This is a genomic window from Streptomyces sp. FIT100 (genome assembly GCF_024584805.1).
Classification (GTDB): Bacteria; Actinomycetota; Actinomycetes; order Streptomycetales; family Streptomycetaceae; genus Streptomyces.
This window is the reverse complement of the sequence record NZ_CP075715.1, coordinates 4,705,012-4,722,992: the sequence shown is the minus strand read 5'-3', so window position 1 is coordinate 4,722,992 and position 17,981 is coordinate 4,705,012. Positions and strand designations below refer to the sequence as shown.

The 17,981-nt window shown below is 67.8% G+C and carries 13 protein-coding genes, 1 tRNA gene and 1 pseudogene; 3 read left to right on the top strand and 12 right to left on the bottom strand.

Going from position 1 to position 17,981, the window contains the following annotated elements:
• Positions 1 to 25: 25 nt before the first annotated feature.
• From rpsG to KK483_RS21350, 11 genes are all read right to left on the bottom strand, one after another.
• A complete protein-coding gene (gene rpsG / locus KK483_RS21400; RefSeq protein ID WP_262006819.1) occupies positions 26 to 496 on the bottom strand; it encodes a 30S ribosomal protein S7 in 471 nt (156 codons plus the stop codon).
• 2 nt (positions 497 to 498) lie between these two features.
• Positions 499 to 870 carry a 30S ribosomal protein S12 gene (rpsL, locus tag KK483_RS21395; protein WP_003948652.1) on the bottom strand — a complete coding sequence of 124 codons (372 nt, stop codon included), beginning with the start codon at positions 868 to 870 and terminating at the stop codon, positions 499 to 501.
• Positions 871 to 1,408: 538 nt separating this feature from the next.
• Positions 1,409 to 5,323 (bottom strand): DNA-directed RNA polymerase subunit beta', encoded by a 3,915-nt coding sequence (locus tag KK483_RS21390; RefSeq protein ID WP_262006818.1) that lies wholly within the window; start codon positions 5,321 to 5,323, stop codon positions 1,409 to 1,411.
• 91 nt (positions 5,324 to 5,414) lie between these two features.
• Positions 5,415 to 8,900: a DNA-directed RNA polymerase subunit beta gene (gene rpoB / locus KK483_RS21385; RefSeq protein ID WP_262006817.1), complete on the bottom strand. Its 3,486-nt coding sequence runs from the start codon at positions 8,898 to 8,900 to the stop codon at positions 5,415 to 5,417.
• Between the two features lie 580 nt (positions 8,901 to 9,480).
• The gene (gene rplL, locus KK483_RS21380; RefSeq protein ID WP_072485559.1) at positions 9,481 to 9,864 is read right to left on the bottom strand and encodes a 50S ribosomal protein L7/L12; all 384 of its coding nucleotides are present in this window, start codon (positions 9,862 to 9,864) and stop codon (positions 9,481 to 9,483) included.
• 115 nt (positions 9,865 to 9,979) lie between these two features.
• On the bottom strand, positions 9,980 to 10,510 hold the full coding sequence (gene rplJ / locus KK483_RS21375) for a 50S ribosomal protein L10 (RefSeq protein ID WP_262006816.1): 531 nt from the start codon (positions 10,508 to 10,510) through the stop codon (positions 9,980 to 9,982).
• A 334-nt stretch (positions 10,511 to 10,844) separates the two neighbouring features.
• A complete protein-coding gene (gene rplA, locus KK483_RS21370; RefSeq protein WP_262006815.1) occupies positions 10,845 to 11,567 on the bottom strand; it encodes a 50S ribosomal protein L1 in 723 nt (240 codons plus the stop codon).
• Positions 11,568 to 11,677: 110 nt separating this feature from the next.
• A complete protein-coding gene (gene rplK, locus KK483_RS21365; RefSeq protein ID WP_003956479.1) occupies positions 11,678 to 12,112 on the bottom strand; it encodes a 50S ribosomal protein L11 in 435 nt (144 codons plus the stop codon).
• A gap of 161 nt (positions 12,113 to 12,273) precedes the next feature.
• On the bottom strand, positions 12,274 to 13,176 hold the full coding sequence (nusG, locus tag KK483_RS21360) for a transcription termination/antitermination protein NusG (RefSeq protein ID WP_262006814.1): 903 nt from the start codon (positions 13,174 to 13,176) through the stop codon (positions 12,274 to 12,276).
• A 74-nt stretch (positions 13,177 to 13,250) separates the two neighbouring features.
• Positions 13,251 to 13,538, bottom strand: coding sequence for a preprotein translocase subunit SecE (gene secE / locus KK483_RS21355; protein WP_262006813.1), 288 nt, complete (start codon positions 13,536 to 13,538; stop codon positions 13,251 to 13,253).
• Positions 13,539 to 13,644: 106 nt separating this feature from the next.
• Positions 13,645 to 13,717, bottom strand: a tRNA-Trp gene (locus tag KK483_RS21350).
• A gap of 238 nt (positions 13,718 to 13,955) precedes the next feature.
• On the opposite strand from KK483_RS21350, the gene KK483_RS21345 reads away from it, so the two are divergent.
• Together KK483_RS21345 and KK483_RS21340 are read left to right on the top strand one after the other, a co-directional pair.
• Positions 13,956 to 15,182 carry a pyridoxal phosphate-dependent aminotransferase gene (locus KK483_RS21345; RefSeq protein ID WP_262006812.1) on the top strand — a complete coding sequence of 409 codons (1,227 nt, stop codon included), beginning with the start codon at positions 13,956 to 13,958 and terminating at the stop codon, positions 15,180 to 15,182.
• Between the two features lie 155 nt (positions 15,183 to 15,337).
• Complete coding sequence (locus tag KK483_RS21340; RefSeq protein WP_262006811.1) at positions 15,338 to 16,390, top strand: adenosine deaminase; 1,053 nt, start codon at positions 15,338 to 15,340, stop codon at positions 16,388 to 16,390.
• 199 nt (positions 16,391 to 16,589) lie between these two features.
• Here KK483_RS21340 and KK483_RS21335 read toward each other — a convergent pair whose 3' ends face one another.
• The gene (locus tag KK483_RS21335; protein WP_262006810.1) at positions 16,590 to 17,183 is read right to left on the bottom strand and encodes a TetR family transcriptional regulator; all 594 of its coding nucleotides are present in this window, start codon (positions 17,181 to 17,183) and stop codon (positions 16,590 to 16,592) included.
• 103 nt (positions 17,184 to 17,286) lie between these two features.
• Between KK483_RS21335 and KK483_RS21330 the strand changes: the two are divergent.
• A pseudogene (locus KK483_RS21330) lies at positions 17,287 to 17,929 on the top strand (NAD(P)-dependent oxidoreductase).
• Positions 17,930 to 17,981: the final 52 nt, after the last annotated feature.

The window sequence follows — 17,981 nt, the reverse complement described above, 5'->3', positions numbered from 1 at the left end:
CTCTCGGTTCTCGATGGGGTTGCGACTACCAGCGGTAGTGCGCGAAGGCCTTGTTGGACTCGGCCATCTTGTGCGTGTCCTCACGCTTCTTGACCGCAGCGCCGAGGCCGTTCGAGGCGTCAAGGAGCTCGTTCATGAGGCGCTCGGTCATGGTCTTCTCGCGACGGGCGCGGGAGTAACCCACGACCCAGCGCAGCGCGAGGGTGGAGGCACGACCGGGCTTGACCTCGATCGGCACCTGGTAGGTGGCGCCACCGACACGGCGGGACTTGACCTCGAGAGACGGCTTGACGTTCTCGAGGGCGCGCTTCAGCGTGATGACCGGGTCTGCGCCGGTCTTCTCGCGGAGGCCTTCCATGGCGCCGTAGACGATGCGCTCAGCGGTGGAACGCTTGCCGTTGAGCAGGATCTTGTTGATCAGCGAGGTCACCAGAGGAGAACCGTAAACCGGGTCGATGATGACCGGGCGCTTCGGGGCGGGGCCCTTACGAGGCATTCTTACTTCTCCTTCTTGGCGCCGTAGCGGCTGCGGGCCTGCTTGCGGTTCTTGACACCCTGGGTGTCGAGCGAGCCGCGGATGATCTTGTAGCGAACACCCGGCAGGTCCTTCACACGGCCACCACGCACGAGCACGATGGAGTGCTCCTGCAGGTTGTGTCCCTCACCCGGGATGTAGGCCGTGACCTCGATGCCCGAGGTCAGACGCACACGCGCGACCTTACGGAGGGCCGAGTTCGGCTTCTTCGGGGTGGTCGTGAACACACGCGTGCAGACGCCGCGGCGCTGAGGGGAACCCTCGAGTGCGGGCGTCTTGTTCTTCTCGACCTTGTCCTGCCGGCCCTTGCGGACCAGCTGCTGGATCGTAGGCACTACTTCTCCGGTTTCTGTGTGCCGTCAGTAAAGCTAACCTGGAACGTCGCCGACCCACGCGGTCGGGTGTGTCGAATGCTGCAGGCTCCCGCCGAAAGGCAGAGAGAGCGCAGATTGCGGTGGCCGGTGCAGGCTCCCCGTACGGTTGAAGGCACGCACGAGGGCCAGGGCACACCCCAGGCACAAGGTCTGAGCGTACCTACCTCAATCACTCCGGTCAAAACAAATGCCTGGACAGCGGACACGCTGGTCACTTCGCGGGCCCAGCCGCTAGATCCACTTCCCGTTTCGGGGCAAGCGTTCACAAAAATGCTACGGCAGGACCTGTGCGAGACCAGGGCGAGGCCGCCGGACCGGGGCGAGGCGCGGCCTGACTCGCCCCGTACCACACCGCCGACGCCCCCGGGCCGCCGGATGACCGCCGGGTCGGGGGCGGACTCCCACGCCCGTCCCACGCCCCTCCGGCCACTCCCGGCCGCTGACACGCCGAAGGGCGGCCACCCCGCATGGGGTGACCGCCCTTCGTCAGACGTACGCCTTACTGGTTGTACGGACCGTAGTCGTAGTCCTCCAGCGGAACGGCCTGGCCGGAGCCGGTGCCGAACGGCGAGTAGTCGATGTCGTCGTAGCCGACGGCCGAGTACATCGCGGCCTTGGCCTCCTCGGTCGGCTCGACCCGGATGTTGCGGTAGCGGGACAGGCCCGTACCGGCCGGGATGAGCTTACCGATGATGACGTTCTCCTTGAGGCCGATCAGGGAGTCCGACTTGGCGTTGATCGCCGCGTCGGTGAGGACCCTGGTCGTCTCCTGGAAGGACGCCGCCGACAGCCACGACTCGGTGGCGAGCGAGGCCTTGGTGATACCCATCAGCTGCGGACGGCCGGAGGCGGGGTGACCGCCCTCGGTGACCACACGACGGTTCTCGGTCTCGAACTTCGAGCGCTCCACGAGCTCGCCCGGCAGCAGCTCCGCGTCGCCGGACTCGATGATCGTCACACGGCGCAGCATCTGCCGGATGATGATCTCGATGTGCTTGTCGTGGATCGACACACCCTGCGAGTTGTAGACCTTCTGGACCTCGCCGACCAGGTGGACCTGGACGGCCCGCTGGCCGAGGATGCGCAGCACGTCGTGCGGGTTGGTGGCACCCACGGTGAGCTTCTGGCCCACCTCGACGTGGTCGCCCTCGCCCACCAGCAGACGGGCACGCTTCGAGATCGGGAACGCCGTCTCGTCGCTGCCGTCGTCCGGGGTGACGACGAGCTTCTTGGTCTTCTCGGTCTCCTCGATCCGCACGCGGCCGTTGGCCTCGGAGATCGGGGCGACACCCTTCGGGGTACGGGCCTCGAAGAGCTCGACGACACGCGGCAGACCCTGGGTGATGTCGTCACCGGCCACACCACCGGTGTGGAAGGTACGCATCGTCAGCTGGGTACCGGGCTCACCGATGGACTGGGCGGCGATGATGCCGACCGCCTCACCGATGTCGACCAGCTTGCCGGTGGCGAGCGAACGGCCGTAGCAGTACGCACACGTACCGACCGCGGACTCACAGGTCAGGACCGAGCGGGTCTTGACCTCCTCGACACCCGCGCCCACGAGCGCGTCGATCAGCACGTCACCGAGGTCGACGTTGGCCGGCGCGATGACCTTGCCGTCCACGACGACGTCCTCGGCGAGCATCCGCGCGTACACGGACGTCTCGACGTCCTCCGCCTTGCGCAGGACGCCGTCGGCGCCCTTCTCGGCGATCCGCAGCTTCAGACCGCGGTCGGTGCCGCAGTCCTCCTCGCGGATGATGACGTCCTGCGAGACGTCGACCAGACGACGCGTCAGGTAACCCGAGTCGGCGGTACGCAGAGCGGTGTCCGCGAGACCCTTACGGGCACCGTGCGTGGAGATGAAGTACTCCAGCACGGACAGGCCCTCACGGAAGGACGCCTTGATCGGACGCGGGATGGTCTCGTTCTTGGCGTTCGACACCAGACCACGCATACCGGCGATCTGACGCATCTGCATCATGTTTCCGCGAGCACCCGAGTTGACCATCATGAAGATGGGGTTGGTCTTCGGGAAGTTCGCGTTCATCGCCTCGGCAACGTCGTTGGTCGCCTGGGTCCAGATCTGGATGAGCTCCTGCGTGCGCTCGTCCTTGGTGATCAGACCGCGCTCGTACTGCTTCTGGACCTTCTCGTCCTTGGCCTCGTACGAAGCGACGATCTCCTTCTTCGCCTCGGGAACGACGACGTCGGAGATGGCGACGGTGACACCGGAACGGGTCGCCCAGTAGAAGCCGGCCGCCTTCAGGTTGTCGAGCGTCGCCGCCACGATGACCTTCGGGTAGCGCTCGGCGAGGTCGTTGACGATCTCGGAGAGCTGCTTCTTGCCGACCGTGTAGTCCACGAACGGGTAGTCCTCGGGCAGCAGCTCGTTGAAGAGCGCGCGGCCCAGGGTCGTCCGCAGCCGGAAGCTGTCGCCCTGCTGCCACGCACCTGCACCGAGGCTGTCGTCGCCCTCCTCCTCGACCGGGGGGACCCAGCCGCGCGGCGGGACGGTGCCGATCGGGAAGCGGATGTCGATCTTCGCCTGGAGCGAGAGCTCCCGGGCGTCGAACGCCATGATCGCCTCGGCGCTGGAGTTGAACGCCCGGCCCTCGCCCTTGACCTCGCGCTCCTCCTCGTCCGTGGTGAGGAAGAAGAGGCCCAGCACCATGTCCTGGGTCGGCATGGTCACCGGACGGCCGTCGGCCGGCTTGAGGATGTTGTTCGAGGACAGCATCAGGATGCGGGCCTCGGCCTGCGCCTCCGCGGACAGCGGCAGGTGCACGGCCATCTGGTCACCGTCGAAGTCCGCGTTGAACGCGGTGCAGACGAGCGGGTGGATCTGGATGGCCTTGCCCTCGACCAGCTGCGGCTCGAAGGCCTGGATGCCGAGGCGGTGCAGCGTGGGCGCACGGTTCAGCAGCACCGGGTGCTCGGCGATGACCTCTTCGAGGACGTCGTACACGACGGTGCGGCCGCGCTCGACCATGCGCTTGGCCGACTTGATGTTCTGCGCGTGGTTCAGGTCGACCAGGCGCTTCATCACGAACGGCTTGAAGAGCTCCAGCGCCATGGCCTTGGGCAGACCGCACTGGTGCAGCTTCAGCTGCGGGCCGACGACGATGACGGAACGCGCCGAGTAGTCGACTCGCTTGCCGAGCAGGTTCTGACGGAAGCGGCCCTGCTTGCCCTTCAGCATGTCGCTGAGGGACTTCAGCGGGCGGTTACCGGGACCGGTGACCGGACGGCCGCGGCGGCCGTTGTCGAACAGCGCGTCGACGGCCTCCTGGAGCATCCGCTTCTCGTTGTTCACGATGATCTCGGGGGCACCGAGGTCGAGCAGACGCTTCAGACGGTTGTTCCGGTTGATGACCCGGCGGTACAGGTCGTTCAGGTCGGAGGTCGCGAAGCGGCCACCGTCCAGCTGCACCATCGGACGCAGGTCCGGCGGGATCACCGGGACGCAGTCCAGCACCATGCCCTTGGGGCTGTTGCTGGTCTGCAGGAAGGCGGAGACGACCTTGAGGCGCTTGAGCGCACGGGTCTTCTTCTGGCCCTTGCCGGTACGGATGATCTCGCGGAGGCGCTCGGCCTCCTCCTCCAGGTCGAAGGACTCCAGGCGCTTCTGCAGCGCCGCGGCACCCATCGAGCCGTCGAAGTACGTGCCGAAGCGGTCACGCAGCTCGCGGTAGAGCAGCTCGTCGCCCTCCAGGTCCTGGACCTTGAGGTTCTTGAAGCGGTTCCACACCTCGTCGAGACGGTCGATCTCGCGCTGGGCACGGTCGCGCAGCTGCTTCATCTCGCGCTCGGCACCCTCGCGCACCTTGCGGCGCACATCGGCCTTGGCACCCTCGGCCTCCAGCTCGGCCAGGTCGGCCTCGAGCTTCTTGGCGCGGGCCTCCAGGTCGGCGTCGCGGCGGTTCTCGATCTGCTGGCGCTCGACGGAGACGTGCGCCTCCAGCGAGGGCAGGTCGCGGGTGCGGCGCTCCTCGTCGACGTACGTGATCATGTACGCCGCGAAGTAGATGACCTTCTCCAGGTCCTTCGGGGCGAGGTCGAGCAGGTAGCCGAGGCGCGAGGGAACGCCCTTGAAGTACCAGATGTGGGTGACGGGAGCGGCCAGCTCGATGTGGCCCATCCGCTCACGGCGCACCTTGGCGCGGGTGACCTCGACGCCACACCGCTCACAGATGATGCCCTTGAAGCGGACGCGCTTGTACTTGCCGCAGTAGCACTCCCAGTCCCGGGTCGGACCGAAGATCTTCTCGCAGAAGAGTCCGTCCTTTTCGGGCTTGAGCGTGCGGTAGTTGATGGTCTCGGGCTTCTTGACCTCGCCGTGAGACCACTGACGGATGTCGTCAGCGGTGGCCAGGCCGATCCGGAGCTCGTCGAAGAAGTTGACGTCGAGCACTATGCGTCAATCCCTCTCAGGGTCGTAAGTCAATGGTCTGAACGGGTCCGGGGACGGCCGGGGCTCTTTGTGGGAGCCCCGGCCAGACCCGTCAGACCTCTTCGACGCTGCTCGGCTCGCGCCGGGACAGGTCGATACCGAGCTCCTCCGCGGCGCGGAAGACGTCCTCGTCGGTGTCGCGCATCTCGATGGACATGCCGTCCGAGGACAGCACCTCCACGTTGAGGCACAGGGACTGCATCTCCTTGATGAGCACCTTGAAGGACTCGGGGATGCCGGGCTCGGGGATGTTCTCGCCCTTGACGATGGCCTCGTAGACCTTCACGCGGCCGGTGACGTCGTCGGACTTGATGGTCAGCAGCTCCTGGAGGGCGTAAGCGGCGCCGTAAGCCTCGAGCGCCCACACCTCCATCTCACCGAAGCGCTGGCCACCGAACTGAGCCTTACCACCCAGCGGCTGCTGGGTGATCATCGAGTACGGACCGGTCGAGCGGGCGTGCAGCTTGTCGTCGACCAGGTGGTGGAGCTTGAGGATGTACATGTACCCGACGGAGATCGGGTCCGGGAACGGCTCACCGGAGCGGCCGTCGAACAGCCGGGCCTTACCGGTCGGGAGCACCATGCGCTCGCCGTCCCGGTTCGGGATGGTGTGCTGCAGCAGACCCGCCAGCTCGTCCTCGCGCGCACCGTCGAAGACCGGGGTCGCGACGTTGGTGCCCGGCTCGACCTGGTCGGCGCCGATGGCCTGCAGGCGCTGCGCCCACTCATCCGCGAGGCCGGAGACGTCCCAGCCACGGCTGGCGAGCCAGCCGAGGTGGATCTCCAGGACCTGTCCCGGGTTCATTCGGGACGGGACACCCAGCGGGTTGAGGATGATGTCGACCGGGGTGCCGTCCTCCAGGAACGGCATGTCCTCGATCGGCAGGATCTTCGAGATGACGCCCTTGTTGCCGTGGCGGCCGGCGAGCTTGTCACCGTCGGTGATCTTGCGCTTCTGCGCGACGTAGACGCGGACCAGCTGGTTCACGCCCGGCGGCAGCTCGTCGCCCTCCTCGCGGTCGAAGACGCGGACGCCGATGACCTTGCCGGTCTCGCCGTGCGGCACCTTCAGCGAGGTGTCACGGACCTCACGGGCCTTCTCACCGAAGATCGCGCGGAGCAGGCGCTCCTCCGGGGTCAGCTCGGTCTCGCCCTTCGGGGTGACCTTGCCGACCAGGATGTCGCCGGCGACGACCTCGGCACCGATACGGATGATGCCGCGCTCGTCGAGGTCGGCGAGGACCTCCTCGGAGACGTTCGGGATGTCCCGGGTGATCTCCTCCGGGCCGAGCTTGGTGTCACGGGCGTCGACCTCGTGCTCCTCGATGTGGATCGAGGAGAGGACGTCGTCCTGCACGAGGCGCTGCGACAGGATGATCGCGTCCTCGTAGTTGTGGCCCTCCCACGGCATGAACGCCACGAGCAGGTTCTTGCCGAGCGCCATCTCACCGTTCTCGGTGGCCGGCCCGTCGGCGAGGACCTGGCCCTCGATGACCCGGTCGCCCTCGGCGACGACGACCTTCTGGTTGACCGAGGTGCCCTGGTTGGAGCGGGCGAACTTGGCCAGGCGGTACGTGTTGTACGTGCCGTCGTCGTTGGCGACGGTGATGTAGTCCGCGGAGAGCTCCTGGATCACACCGTCCTTCTCGGCCTTGACCACGTCACCGGCGTCGGTGGCGCAGCGGTACTCCATGCCGGTGCCGACGAGCGGGGCCTCCGCCTTGATGAGCGGAACGGCCTGGCGCATCATGTTCGCGCCCATGAGGGCACGGTTGGCGTCGTCGTGCTCGAGGAACGGGATCATGGCGGTCGCGACCGACACCATCTGGCGCGGCGAGACGTCCATGTAGTCCACGTCGCCGGGTGCGACGTAGTCGACCTCGCCGCCACGGCGGCGCACCAGGACGCGGGCCTCGGCGAACCGCAGGTCGTCACCGAGCGCGGCGTTGGCCTGCGCGATGACGTAGCGGTCCTCCTCGTCGGCGGTCAGGTAGTCCACCTCGTCGGTGACCTGGCCGTCGGTGACCTTGCGGTACGGCGTCTCGACGAAGCCGAACGCGTTGACGCGGCCGTACGAGGCGAGCGAACCGATCAGACCGATGTTCGGGCCTTCGGGGGTCTCGATCGGGCACATGCGTCCGTAGTGGGACGGGTGCACGTCTCGGACCTCGAAGCCCGCCCGCTCACGGGAGAGACCGCCGGGGCCCAGCGCCGACAGGCGGCGCTTGTGGGTCAGGCCGGACAGCGGGTTGTTCTGGTCCATGAACTGGGACAGCTGGCTGGTGCCGAAGAACTCCTTGATGGAGGCGACGACCGGCCGGATGTTGATCAGGGTCTGCGGCGTGATCGCCTCGACGTCCTGGGTGGTCATGCGCTCGCGCACGACGCGCTCCATACGGGCGAGACCCGTACGGACCTGGTTCTGGATGAGCTCGCCGACGTTGCGCAGACGACGGTTGCCGAAGTGGTCGATGTCGTCGGTCTCGACGACGATGTTGTTGCCGTTCTCACCGACCGTCTCGATCTCGCCGGCGTGCAGCTTGACCAGGTACTTGATGGTCGCGATGACGTCGTCGGTGGTGAGCACGCCGGCGTCCAGCGGCTCGTCCGCGCCGAGCTTCTTGTTGACCTTGTAGCGGCCGACCTTGGCGAGGTCGTAGCGCTTCGGGTTGAAGTACAGGTTCTCGAGCAGCGTCTGCGCGGCCTCACGCGTCGGGGGCTCGCCCGGGCGCAGCTTGCGGTAGATGTCGAGCAGCGCGTCGTCCTGGCCCTGGGTGTGGTCCTTCTCCAGGGTGGCGCGCATCGACTCGTACTCGCCGAACTCCTCCAGGATCTGCTCGGTGGTCCAGCCGAGAGCCTTCAGGAGGACGGTGACGGACTGCTTGCGCTTGCGGTCGATACGGACACCGACCATGTCGCGCTTGTCGATCTCCATCTCCAGCCAGGCACCCCGGGACGGGATGATCTTGGCCGAGAAGATGTCCTTGTCGGACGTCTTGTCGATGGAGGAGTCGAAGTAGACACCCGGCGAGCGGACCAGCTGCGACACCACGACACGCTCGGTGCCGTTGATGACGAAGGTGCCCTTGTTGGTCATGAGCGGGAAGTCGCCCATGAAGACCGTCTGGGACTTGATCTCGCCGGTCTCGTTGTTGGTGAACTCGGCCGTGACGAAGAGCGGCGCGGCGTACGTGAAGTCGCGCTCCTTGCACTCGTCGATCGAGTTCTTGGGGGGCTCGAAGCGGTGGTCGCGGAAGGTCAGCGACATCGACCCGGAGAAGTCCTCGATCGGGGAGATCTCCTCGAAGATCTCCTCCAGACCGGACTTCGTGGGGACGTCCTGTCCGGACTCCAGAGCCGCCTCGACACGAGCCTTCCATGCGGCATTGCCGAGCAGCCAGTCAAAGCTCTCGGTCTGCAGCGCGAGGAGGTTCGGAACCTCGAGGGGCTCCTTGATCTTTGCAAAGGAGATGCGCAGCGGGGCGGTGCTTGCGCCGTTGTTCATATTCGCGGTCGAGGCGTTGCGCGAGGCGGCCAAGAGGGGGTCCTTCCGAGGGCTCGGACTCACTACGCGCGTACCGGTCCCACGCCGGGCAGGGAGACAGACATTCCTGAAATGGTCGAAAGGCCAGGTCAGGGCTATTCGGTCGTCGATGCTCGTGCGAGGGGATGCCCCTGGTGACGGGCAGGGGGCAGCTAACAGGCAGCGCAAAGGGTCAGTGTAGCCACTTGGCCCACTGATGTCCAGGGCGGGTTTTCCGGGACCCTCGTTGTTCTCAACTCCGCGGTATGCCGTGCGCTGGAGGCGCACACCGATACTGCCCGTTCAGTCGTCGATCCATGCCTCGAACCCGGATCGTTGTGACGACGCGTCCTGAGAATTGCGCGCTGCGTGCGGTTCGTCAAGGCCCCCCACTCCGTGGAGATCGTCACCTGGCGCACGGCGAAGATCACCTTACTCTCCGCAGCGGTCAGTGCAAGACGCCCTCCCGGGTGTCTCCGAGACGCCGAAAGGCGACCACCCGTATGGGTGATCGCCCTTCAGCGTGTGCGCGTTACAGCACGGAGTCAGGGGACCCGCTCGCGGCGCACCGTGCGCCCGTGGGCGCAGTCGAGACTTACTTGACCTCGACGGAGGCGCCGGCGGCCTTGAGGGACTCGGCAGCCTTCTCCGCGGCCTCCTTGGCGACCTTCTCGAGGACCGGCTTCGGGGTGCCGTCGACGAGGTCCTTGGCCTCCTTCAGACCCAGGGAGGTCAGCTCACGCACGACCTTGATGACCTGGATCTTCTTCTCGCCGGCGCCGGTGAGGATGACGTCGAACTCGTCCTGCTCCTCGACGGCCTCGGCAACGGCGCCCGGGCCGGCGGGGCCGGCAACGGCGACCGCGGCGGCGGCGGTGACGTCGAACTTCTCCTCGAAGGCCTTCACGAACTCGGAGAGCTCGATGAGGGTCATCTCCTCGAACTGCGCGAGCAGGTCGTCCTGGCTGAGCTTCGCCATGATGGCGGTCCTTCCACTAATTCGGCTGGTGCCGGATGTACATGTGAGGCGGGCGTACGGTGGCCCGCTGCGACCCGTGCCGCCTCAGGCGGCGCGGATCAATGCGCGAGCCGAATTACTCGGCACCGCCCTGCTCGGCCTGCTTGGCGCGAAGCGCGTCCACGGTGCGGACGAGCTTCGACGGAAGCGCCTGGAAGAGCTGCGCAGCCTGGGACTGCTTGCCCTTGAAGGCGCCCGCCAGCTTGGCGAGCAGAACCTCGCGGGACTCGAGGTCCGCAAGCTTCTTGATCTCATCGGCGGACAGCGCCTTGCCGTCAAGGACACCCGCCTTGATGATGAGATTCGGGTTGTCCTTGGCGAAGTCACGAAGACCCTTCGCCGACTCCACCGGGTCACCGGTGATGAAGGCAACCGCCGTCGGACCATTGAACTGGTCGTCGAGCGAAGTGATCCCGGCCTCGTTGGCCGCAATCTTGGTCAGCGTGTTCTTCACCACGGCGTACTGGGCGTTCTCACCGAGCGAACGACGCAGCGTCTTGAGCTGCGCCACGGTGAGACCCCGGTACTCGGTCAGCACAGCGGCGTTCGAGCTGCGGAACTGGTCCGCGAGCTCGGCTACCGCGGCAGCCTTGTCGGGCCTTGCCATAGAGCGTCGGCCTCCTTCCGGGTGATGAGGACCGCTCGGAAGGGGCTGAACAAAACGAAACGCCCCGGGCGCAGGCGCACGGGGCGGAGCTCGACCGGATGGACATCCGGGAGCTCTTCCACTGTCACCTGCGCGGGCCGTCCGCAGTCAAGCGGATCCTTCGGCCGCCGCACCCTGTGAGGGCACAGCGACAACCAGCGGTCTTTGGCTTCCGTGGAAGCGTACGGGACGGGGTGCCGTACAGGCAAATCCGCCCGTACGGGGACGGCCCCCACGCCTCGGAAGAGGCGTGGGGGCCGTCCAGTACACCTGAGCCGGTCAGGCTCGTACCCGGTCAGACAGCTGCCGGGTCCTCCTCGACGAGGAGGTTGCGGGTGCGGTTGGAGTCCAGCGGGATGCCGGGGCCCATGGTGGTGGTCAGGGTCGCCTTCTTGATGTAGCGGCCCTTCGCGGCGGACGGCTTCAGACGGAGGATCTCCTCCAGCGCCGCGGCGTAGTTCTCGACCAGCTTCGTCTCGTCGAAGGAGACCTTGCCGATGATGAAGTGCAGGTTCGAGTGCTTGTCGACGCGGAACTCGATCTTGCCGCCCTTGATGTCGGTGACAGCCTTGGCGACGTCCATGGTCACGGTGCCGGTCTTGGGGTTCGGCATGAGACCACGGGGACCGAGCACACGGCCGAGGCGGCCGACCTTGCCCATGAGGTCCGGGGTGGCGACGACGGCGTCGAAGTCCAGACGGCCCTTCGCGACCTCGTCGATCAGTTCGTCGGAGCCGACGATGTCGGCGCCAGCGGCTTCCGCGGCCGCAGCACGGTCACCGGTCGCGAAGACCAGGACCCGGGCGGTCTTACCGGTGCCGTGCGGAAGGTTCACGGTGCCACGGACCATCTGGTCGGCCTTGCGCGGGTCAACGCCCAGGCGGAAGGCGACCTCGACGGTGCCGTCGAACTTGGTGGTGGCGGTGTCCTTCGCAATGCGGACGGCCTCGAGCGGGGCGTAGCTGCGCTCCCGGTCGACCTTGGCGTCCGCGTTGCGGAGAGCCTTGCTGCGCTTCACTTCTTCTCCTGTGTTGGTTCAGGTGTGGAGTCGTGGTCCGGGCCAGCGCCTGGCCCTGCCACTGCTGTGCTGCGTGTGCGGCTACCGCCGCGTGGCAAGCGGGGAGCTGATCAGCCCTCGACCGTGATGCCCATGGAGCGGGCGGTGCCGGCGATGATCTTCTCGGCGGCGTCCAGGTCGTTGGCGTTCAGGTCGGGCATCTTGGTGGTGGCGATGTCGCGGACCTGGTCGCGCGTCAGCTTGGCGACCTTGGTCTTGTGCGGCTCGCCGGAGCCCTTGTCCACACCCGCGGCCTTGAGGATCAGCTTGGCGGCCGGCGGAGTCTTGGTGACGAAGGTGAAGGAACGGTCCTCGTAGACCGTGATCTCCACCGGCACGACCATGCCACGCTGCGACTCGGTCGCGGCGTTGTAGGCCTTGCAGAACTCCATGATGTTGACGCCGTGCTGACCCAGCGCGGGGCCGACCGGCGGAGCCGGGTTGGCCGCGCCGGCCTGGATCTGGAGCTTGATAAGCCCCGTGACCTTCTTCTTCTTGGGAGGCATTGCTCTCTCCGGGTCCTAGTGAGAGTTTTCCGCCTTCCACCCGATCATCCGGATGGAGGCATACCGCACAACGATAACGGGTATGAGTGCGCGGCCAAAAACCGACCAGGTCAGAACGGCCACGAGGGCCGTTCTGACCTGGTCGGAAGCTTCTGTGCGAGCTAGTTCTTCTGGATCTGGTCGAAGCTCAGCTCGACCGGGGTCTCGCGGCCGAAGATCTCGACGAGGCCCTTGACCTTCTTCGAGTCGGCGTTGATCTCGTTGATCGTGGCCTGGAGGGTGGCGAACGGGCCGTCCGTGACGGTGACCGAGTCGCCGACCTCGAAGTCCAGCACCTGGACCTCGACCTTGCGGGCCGGAGCCGGCTTGCCCTCGGCCTCCGCGGCCTCGCGGGCGGCCTTCTCCTCGGCCTCGGGGGCGAGCATCTTGACGATCTCGTCCAGGGTCAGCGGGTACGGGTCGTAGGCGTTGCCCACGAAGCCGGTGACACCGGGGGTGTTGCGGACGACGCCCCAGGACTCGTTCGTCAGGTCCATACGGACGAGCACGTAACCGGGCAGCTTGTTCTGCCGGACGTTCTTGCGCTCGCCGTTCTTGATCTGGACGATCTCTTCCTCGGGGACCTCGGCCTGGTAGATGAAGTCCTCGACGTTCAGCGAGACGGCACGCTGCTCCAGGTTGGCCTTCACGCGCTTCTCGTAGCCCGCGTAGGTGTGGATCACGTACCACTCGCCGGGCAGACCGCGCAGCTCGTCGCGGAGCGCGGCGATCGGGTCGACGGGCGCCTCGGGCTCCGCCACGGCCTCGTCCTCGTCGGCGTCCTCCGCCTCAGCGGCTTCGGCGGCGTCCTCGTCCTCGTCGGTCTCGGCGACCGCCTCGGCCTCGGCCTCGTCTTCGGTTTCGTCCTCGGCGTGGATCGCGGCCACCTCGGCCGACTCCCCCGCGGCGTCGTCGGCAGCTTCGGCCTGGTCCGGGTCCACAGCGTCCGCCGCCTCGACGATGTCGAGCTGGTCCTCAGCGGACTCCGCCGACTCGATGGCGTCGTTCAGGTTCGGGTCAGACACGGTGGCTGCTTCTTCCTGGCTACAGATGGGGTGGAACATGCGAAAGGGGCGCCGGCCAGGCGCCCTCCGCGGGATCAGCCGAAGACGTACTTGACTGCTGCCTGCAAGCCATAGTCCATCACGGTCACAAGGCCGATCATGATGACGACGAAGACAATCACCACTGTGGTGTACGTCGTCAGCTGGCTGCGCGTCGGCCAGACGACCTTGCGCAGCTCGGCGACGATCTGGCGGTAGAACAGCGCGAGGCGCCCGAAGGGGCCCTTCTTCCCGCGCTTGCCGCCCTTCCGGGTCTTCTTCCGGGCCTCTGGCGCCTCATCCTCGGCATCAGGCATGTCGATGGAGCCCACGGCGTCCGTCACGTCTCTCACCTGATTCCGGGTCGTGGCCGTGCCGCGCCCGGTTGAGCCGCACGGCTGTATATCGAAGTACGTACATGCGCACACATCCTGGCGAAGGTGTGTGTAGCAGGGCCGGAGGGACTTGAACCCCCAACCGCTGGTTTTGGAGACCAGTGCTCTACCAATTGAGCTACGACCCTTTGTGGTTCCCCCCAAACCTACCCCATGGGTCGAGGTGGTCGGTGAGGGCCAACGAGCCAAGAGTGTACGTGGTCAGAGGCGCTGCGTCGAACAGACAGCTTCTCAGTGGTTCCTGTCCGTGTTCCGACAGGGCCCTGTCAGGCCACCGACCGCGCCTCTCCCCCCTATCTCCCCGACATCTGTCCGGTCCGCGAAACCCTTGTGCCCGGGCCCCGCGGGGTCTGGGACGATGGCCGTATGAGCGCTGCAACTCCTCCGACCGAGCGCCGGGTGTCCGCCCGCATCGGCGCGATCTCCGAGTCCGCGACCCTCGCCGTCGACGCCAAGGCCAAGGCCCTCAAGGCCGCCGGGCGTCCCGTGATCGGCTTCGGCGCGGGCGAGCCCGACTTCCCGACGCCCGACTACATCGTCGAGGCCGCGATCGAGGCATGCAAGAACCCGAAGTACCACCGCTACACGCCGGCCGGCGGCCTTCCCGAGCTGAAGAAGGCCATCGCCGAGAAGACGCTCCGCGACTCCGGCTACGAGGTCGACCCGGCCCAGGTCCTGGTGACCAACGGCGGGAAGCAGGCGATCTACGAGGCCTTCGCCGCGATCCTGGACCCGGGTGACGAGGTCATCGTCCCGGCGCCGTACTGGACGACGTACCCCGAGTCGATCCGGCTCGCGGGCGGTGTCCCGGTCGACGTGGTCGCCGACGAGACCACCGGCTACCGGGTCTCGGTCGAGCAGCTGGAGGCGGCGCGCACCGAGCGGACCAAGGTCGTCCTCTTCGTCTCCCCGTCCAACCCGACCGGCGCGGTCTACAGCGAGGCGGACACCGAGGCGATCGGCCGCTGGGCCCTGGAGCACGGTCTGTGGGTGCTGACGGACGAGATCTACGAGCACCTCGTCTACGGCGACGCGGCGTTCACCTCGATCCCCGCGCTCGTGCCCGAGCTGCGCGACAAGTGCATCGTCGTGAACGGCGTGGCGAAGACGTACGCGATGACCGGCTGGCGGGTGGGCTGGATCGTCGGCCCGAAGGACGTCGTGAAGGCCGCGACCAACCTCCAGTCCCACGCCACGTCCAACGTGTCCAACGTGGCGCAGGTCGCCGCGCTCGCCGCGGTCTCCGGCAGCCTGGACGCGGTCGCGACGATGCGTGAGGCGTTCGACCGCCGCCGGCAGACCATCGTGCGGATGCTCAACGAGATCGACGGCGTGATCTGCCCGGAGCCGGAGGGCGCCTTCTACGCGTACCCGTCGGTGAAGGCCCTGCTCGGCAAGGAGATCCGCGGCAAGCGCCCGGAGACCTCCGTGGAGCTGGCGGCGCTGATCCTGGACGAGGCCGAGGTCGCGGTCGTACCGGGCGAGGCGTTCGGCACGCCCGGCTATCTGCGGCTGTCGTACGCGCTGGGCGACGAGGATCTGGTCGAGGGTGTCTCGCGGCTCCAGAAGCTGCTGGCGGAGGCCCGGGACTGAGCTCCCGGCGACTCCCTGCTGCTTCCTGCTGCTTCCTGCTGCTTCCTGCGGAACGGGCTTCCGGCTTCGGCCGGGAGCCCGTTCCTGTGTTCGGGCAAGGACCCGATCGGGGAAAGGGGCTGCCGGACGGCCGCCCCCTGCGGCAAGATCTTCCAATGCCGAGCCCTTCAGGGGGACACCCCCCGAACCCCCCGAAAGTCCGCGATCTGAGTCTGCTGCCGAAGGCCCATCTGCATCTGCACTTCACGGGCTCGATGCGGCCCGCCACCCTGCTCGAACTCGCCGACAAATACGGGGTCCACCTCCCCGACGCACTGACCAGCGGCGAGCCGCCGAAGCTACGGGCGACGGACGAGCGCGGCTGGTTCCGTTTCCAGCGGCTGTACGACATCGCGCGCTCGTGTCTGCGCGCCCCCGAGGACATCCGGCGGCTGGTGCGCGAGGCCGCCGAGGAGGACGTCAGGGACGGTTCCGGCTGGCTGGAGATCCAGGTCGACCCGACGTCGTACGCGCCGATGCTGGGCGGACTGATCCCGGCGCTGGAGATCATCCTCGACGCGGTGGACGACGCGGCGCGCGCGACCGGCCTCGGGATACGGGTGCTGGTCGCGGCGAACCGGATGAAGCACCCCCTGGACGCCCGCACACTCGCCCGGCTGGCCGTGCGGTACGCGGACCGGGGCGTGGTCGGCTTCGGGCTCTCCAACGACGAGCGGCGGGGCATGGCCCGCGACTTCGACCGCGCGTTCGCCATCGCCCGCGACGGCGGGCTGCTCGCCGCCCCGCACGGCGGCGAACTGACGGGCCCTTCGTCCGTACGGGACTGCCTGGACGACCTGCACGCCTCGCGCATCGGCCACGGCGTACGGGCCGCGGAGGACCCCCGCCTGCTGCGCCGGCTGGCGGAGCGCGGCGTGACCTGCGAGGTCTGCCCGGCGTCGAACGTCGCGCTCGGTGTCTACGACAAGCCGGAGGACGTGCCTCTGCGGACCCTGTGGGACGCGGGCGTCCCCATGGCCCTCGGCGCCGACGACCCCCTCCTCTTCGGCTCCCGCCTGGCGGCCCAGTACGACATCGCCCGCCGCCACCACGGCTTCACCGACGCGGAACTGGCGGAGCTCGCCCGCCAGTCGGTGCGCGGATCGGCGGCGCCGGAGGAGGTCCGTACGGAGCTCCTGGCGGGCATCGACACCTGGCTGGCCGGCTAGTGCTGTGGCCGGGAGGGTTCACCGGCTCGCGACGCCCGGCACGGCACTCCCCCGTAGCCCTTCGGGCACGGGAGGTGCCCCCACGCGGCGTTGTCGGAGTCACCCGAGTACGCCCAGTACGAGGGCGACCCTCCGCCTTGCGATGCACCGCACCGGACGCCGCGAGCTACTCGGTGAACCTTTCCGGTCACAGCACTAGCTAGCCGAGCCCGCGCAGCAGCATGCGGACGATCCCGGCCGCGAACTCGTCGAGGGACTGCGGCGGCTCACCGCCGGCGGTCGCCTTGTACGCGAAGGCGCGCTGCGCACACGCACCGAGCAGCAGCGAGGCCGCGGCGAACGTGTCCGCGTCCGCGGCGACCCGGCCCGCCGCCCGCTCGGCCCGCAGATATGCGTCGAGCGCCTCGATCGGCCGGTGCGGCCCGACCCCCATCGCCCGCATCGCGTCGTCGTGGCGCGCCTTGAGTGACGGCTCGGCGTAGAGCGACGCCGCGATCGGGAAGACCTCGGCGTAGAAGAGCGCGGCCTGGCGCGCGATGTCGGTCAGGTTCTCCTCGACGCTCCGCTCCCCCGGGTCCGCGTCGAGCCGGCGCAGCAACGGGTCCAGCTCGGGCAGCCGCTCCTTCAGCACGTTCACGAACAGCTCTTCCTTGCTCGCGAAGTGCTTGTACAGCGCCGCTTCGGAGCAGTCGGCGGCCGCGGCGATGGCCTTGGTGGTGGCCCGGGTCAGGCCGACGGTGAGCATCAGCCGGTGCGCGGCGTCGAGGATGCGCTCCCGCGCGGGTCGCTGCATGTGCGCTCCATCCGGGATCGGGGGTTGACGGGTGGGTGAGTGCTTACTCACCCTAGTGGTGAGTAAGCACTCACCCACCTTCCACCATCTTCTCGGGGTAGACATGAAGCTCACGGTTCTCGGCGCGACCGGCGGCATCGGCCAGGAGATCGTCCGCCAGGCCCTGGCGGCCGGCCATCAGGTCACGGCCGTGGTCCGTGACCCGGCACGGCTGTCCGTCCCGGCCGACGGGCGCGAGCGGCTCGATGTGGCGACGGCCCGGTTCGACGACCCGGAGGCGCTGCGCCGGGCGCGCGGGCCGCGACGCGGTCCTCTCGGGCCTCGGCCCCCGCTCCACCAAGCAGGTCGGGGTCGCCTCGCGGCTCACCCGCCCGGTGCTCCAGGCCCTGGAGGCGGCGGGCACCCGGCGCTTCCTCGCGGTGAGCGCGGCGCCGCTCGGGCCCGTCCCCGAGGACGAGACGTTCTTCCTGCGGTACATCGGCACGCCCCTGGTCTCGCGGGTGCTGCGCAAGCACTACGACGACCTGCGGATCATGGAGGACGACATGCGGCGCAGCGCGACCGACTGGACGTCGGTCCGGCCGCCGAAGCTGACCAACGGCCCGCTCACCGGGCGCTACCGCACGGCGGTCGGCGCGAGCCTGCGCGGCGGCGCGAAGATCTCCCGGGCGGACGTCGCCCACGCGATGCTGGCGATGACCGGCGACCCGGCAACGGTGAAGCAGGCGGTGGCGGTGGCGTACTGACCGCCGCTGGTGGCCTGACGGTTGCCGGTGACCTGACCGCTGCCGGTGACCT

Excerpts from the sequence above, each read along its gene's own strand:
- KK483_RS21345 (WP_262006812.1), top strand. The coding sequence starts at position 13,956 with ATGAGCGCTGCAACTCCTCCGACCGAGCGCCGGGTGTCCGCCCGCATC.
- KK483_RS21340 (WP_262006811.1), top strand. The coding sequence starts at position 15,338 with ATGCCGAGCCCTTCAGGGGGACACCCCCCGAACCCCCCGAAAGTCCGC.
- rplJ (WP_262006816.1), bottom strand. The coding sequence starts at position 10,510 with ATGGCAAGGCCCGACAAGGCTGCCGCGGTAGCCGAGCTCGCGGACCAG.
- rplL (WP_072485559.1), bottom strand. The coding sequence starts at position 9,864 with ATGGCGAAGCTCAGCCAGGACGACCTGCTCGCGCAGTTCGAGGAGATG.
- KK483_RS21335 (WP_262006810.1), bottom strand. The coding sequence starts at position 17,183 with ATGCAGCGACCCGCGCGGGAGCGCATCCTCGACGCCGCGCACCGGCTG.
- rplK (WP_003956479.1), bottom strand. The coding sequence starts at position 12,112 with ATGCCTCCCAAGAAGAAGAAGGTCACGGGGCTTATCAAGCTCCAGATC.
- rpsG (WP_262006819.1), bottom strand. The coding sequence starts at position 496 with ATGCCTCGTAAGGGCCCCGCCCCGAAGCGCCCGGTCATCATCGACCCG.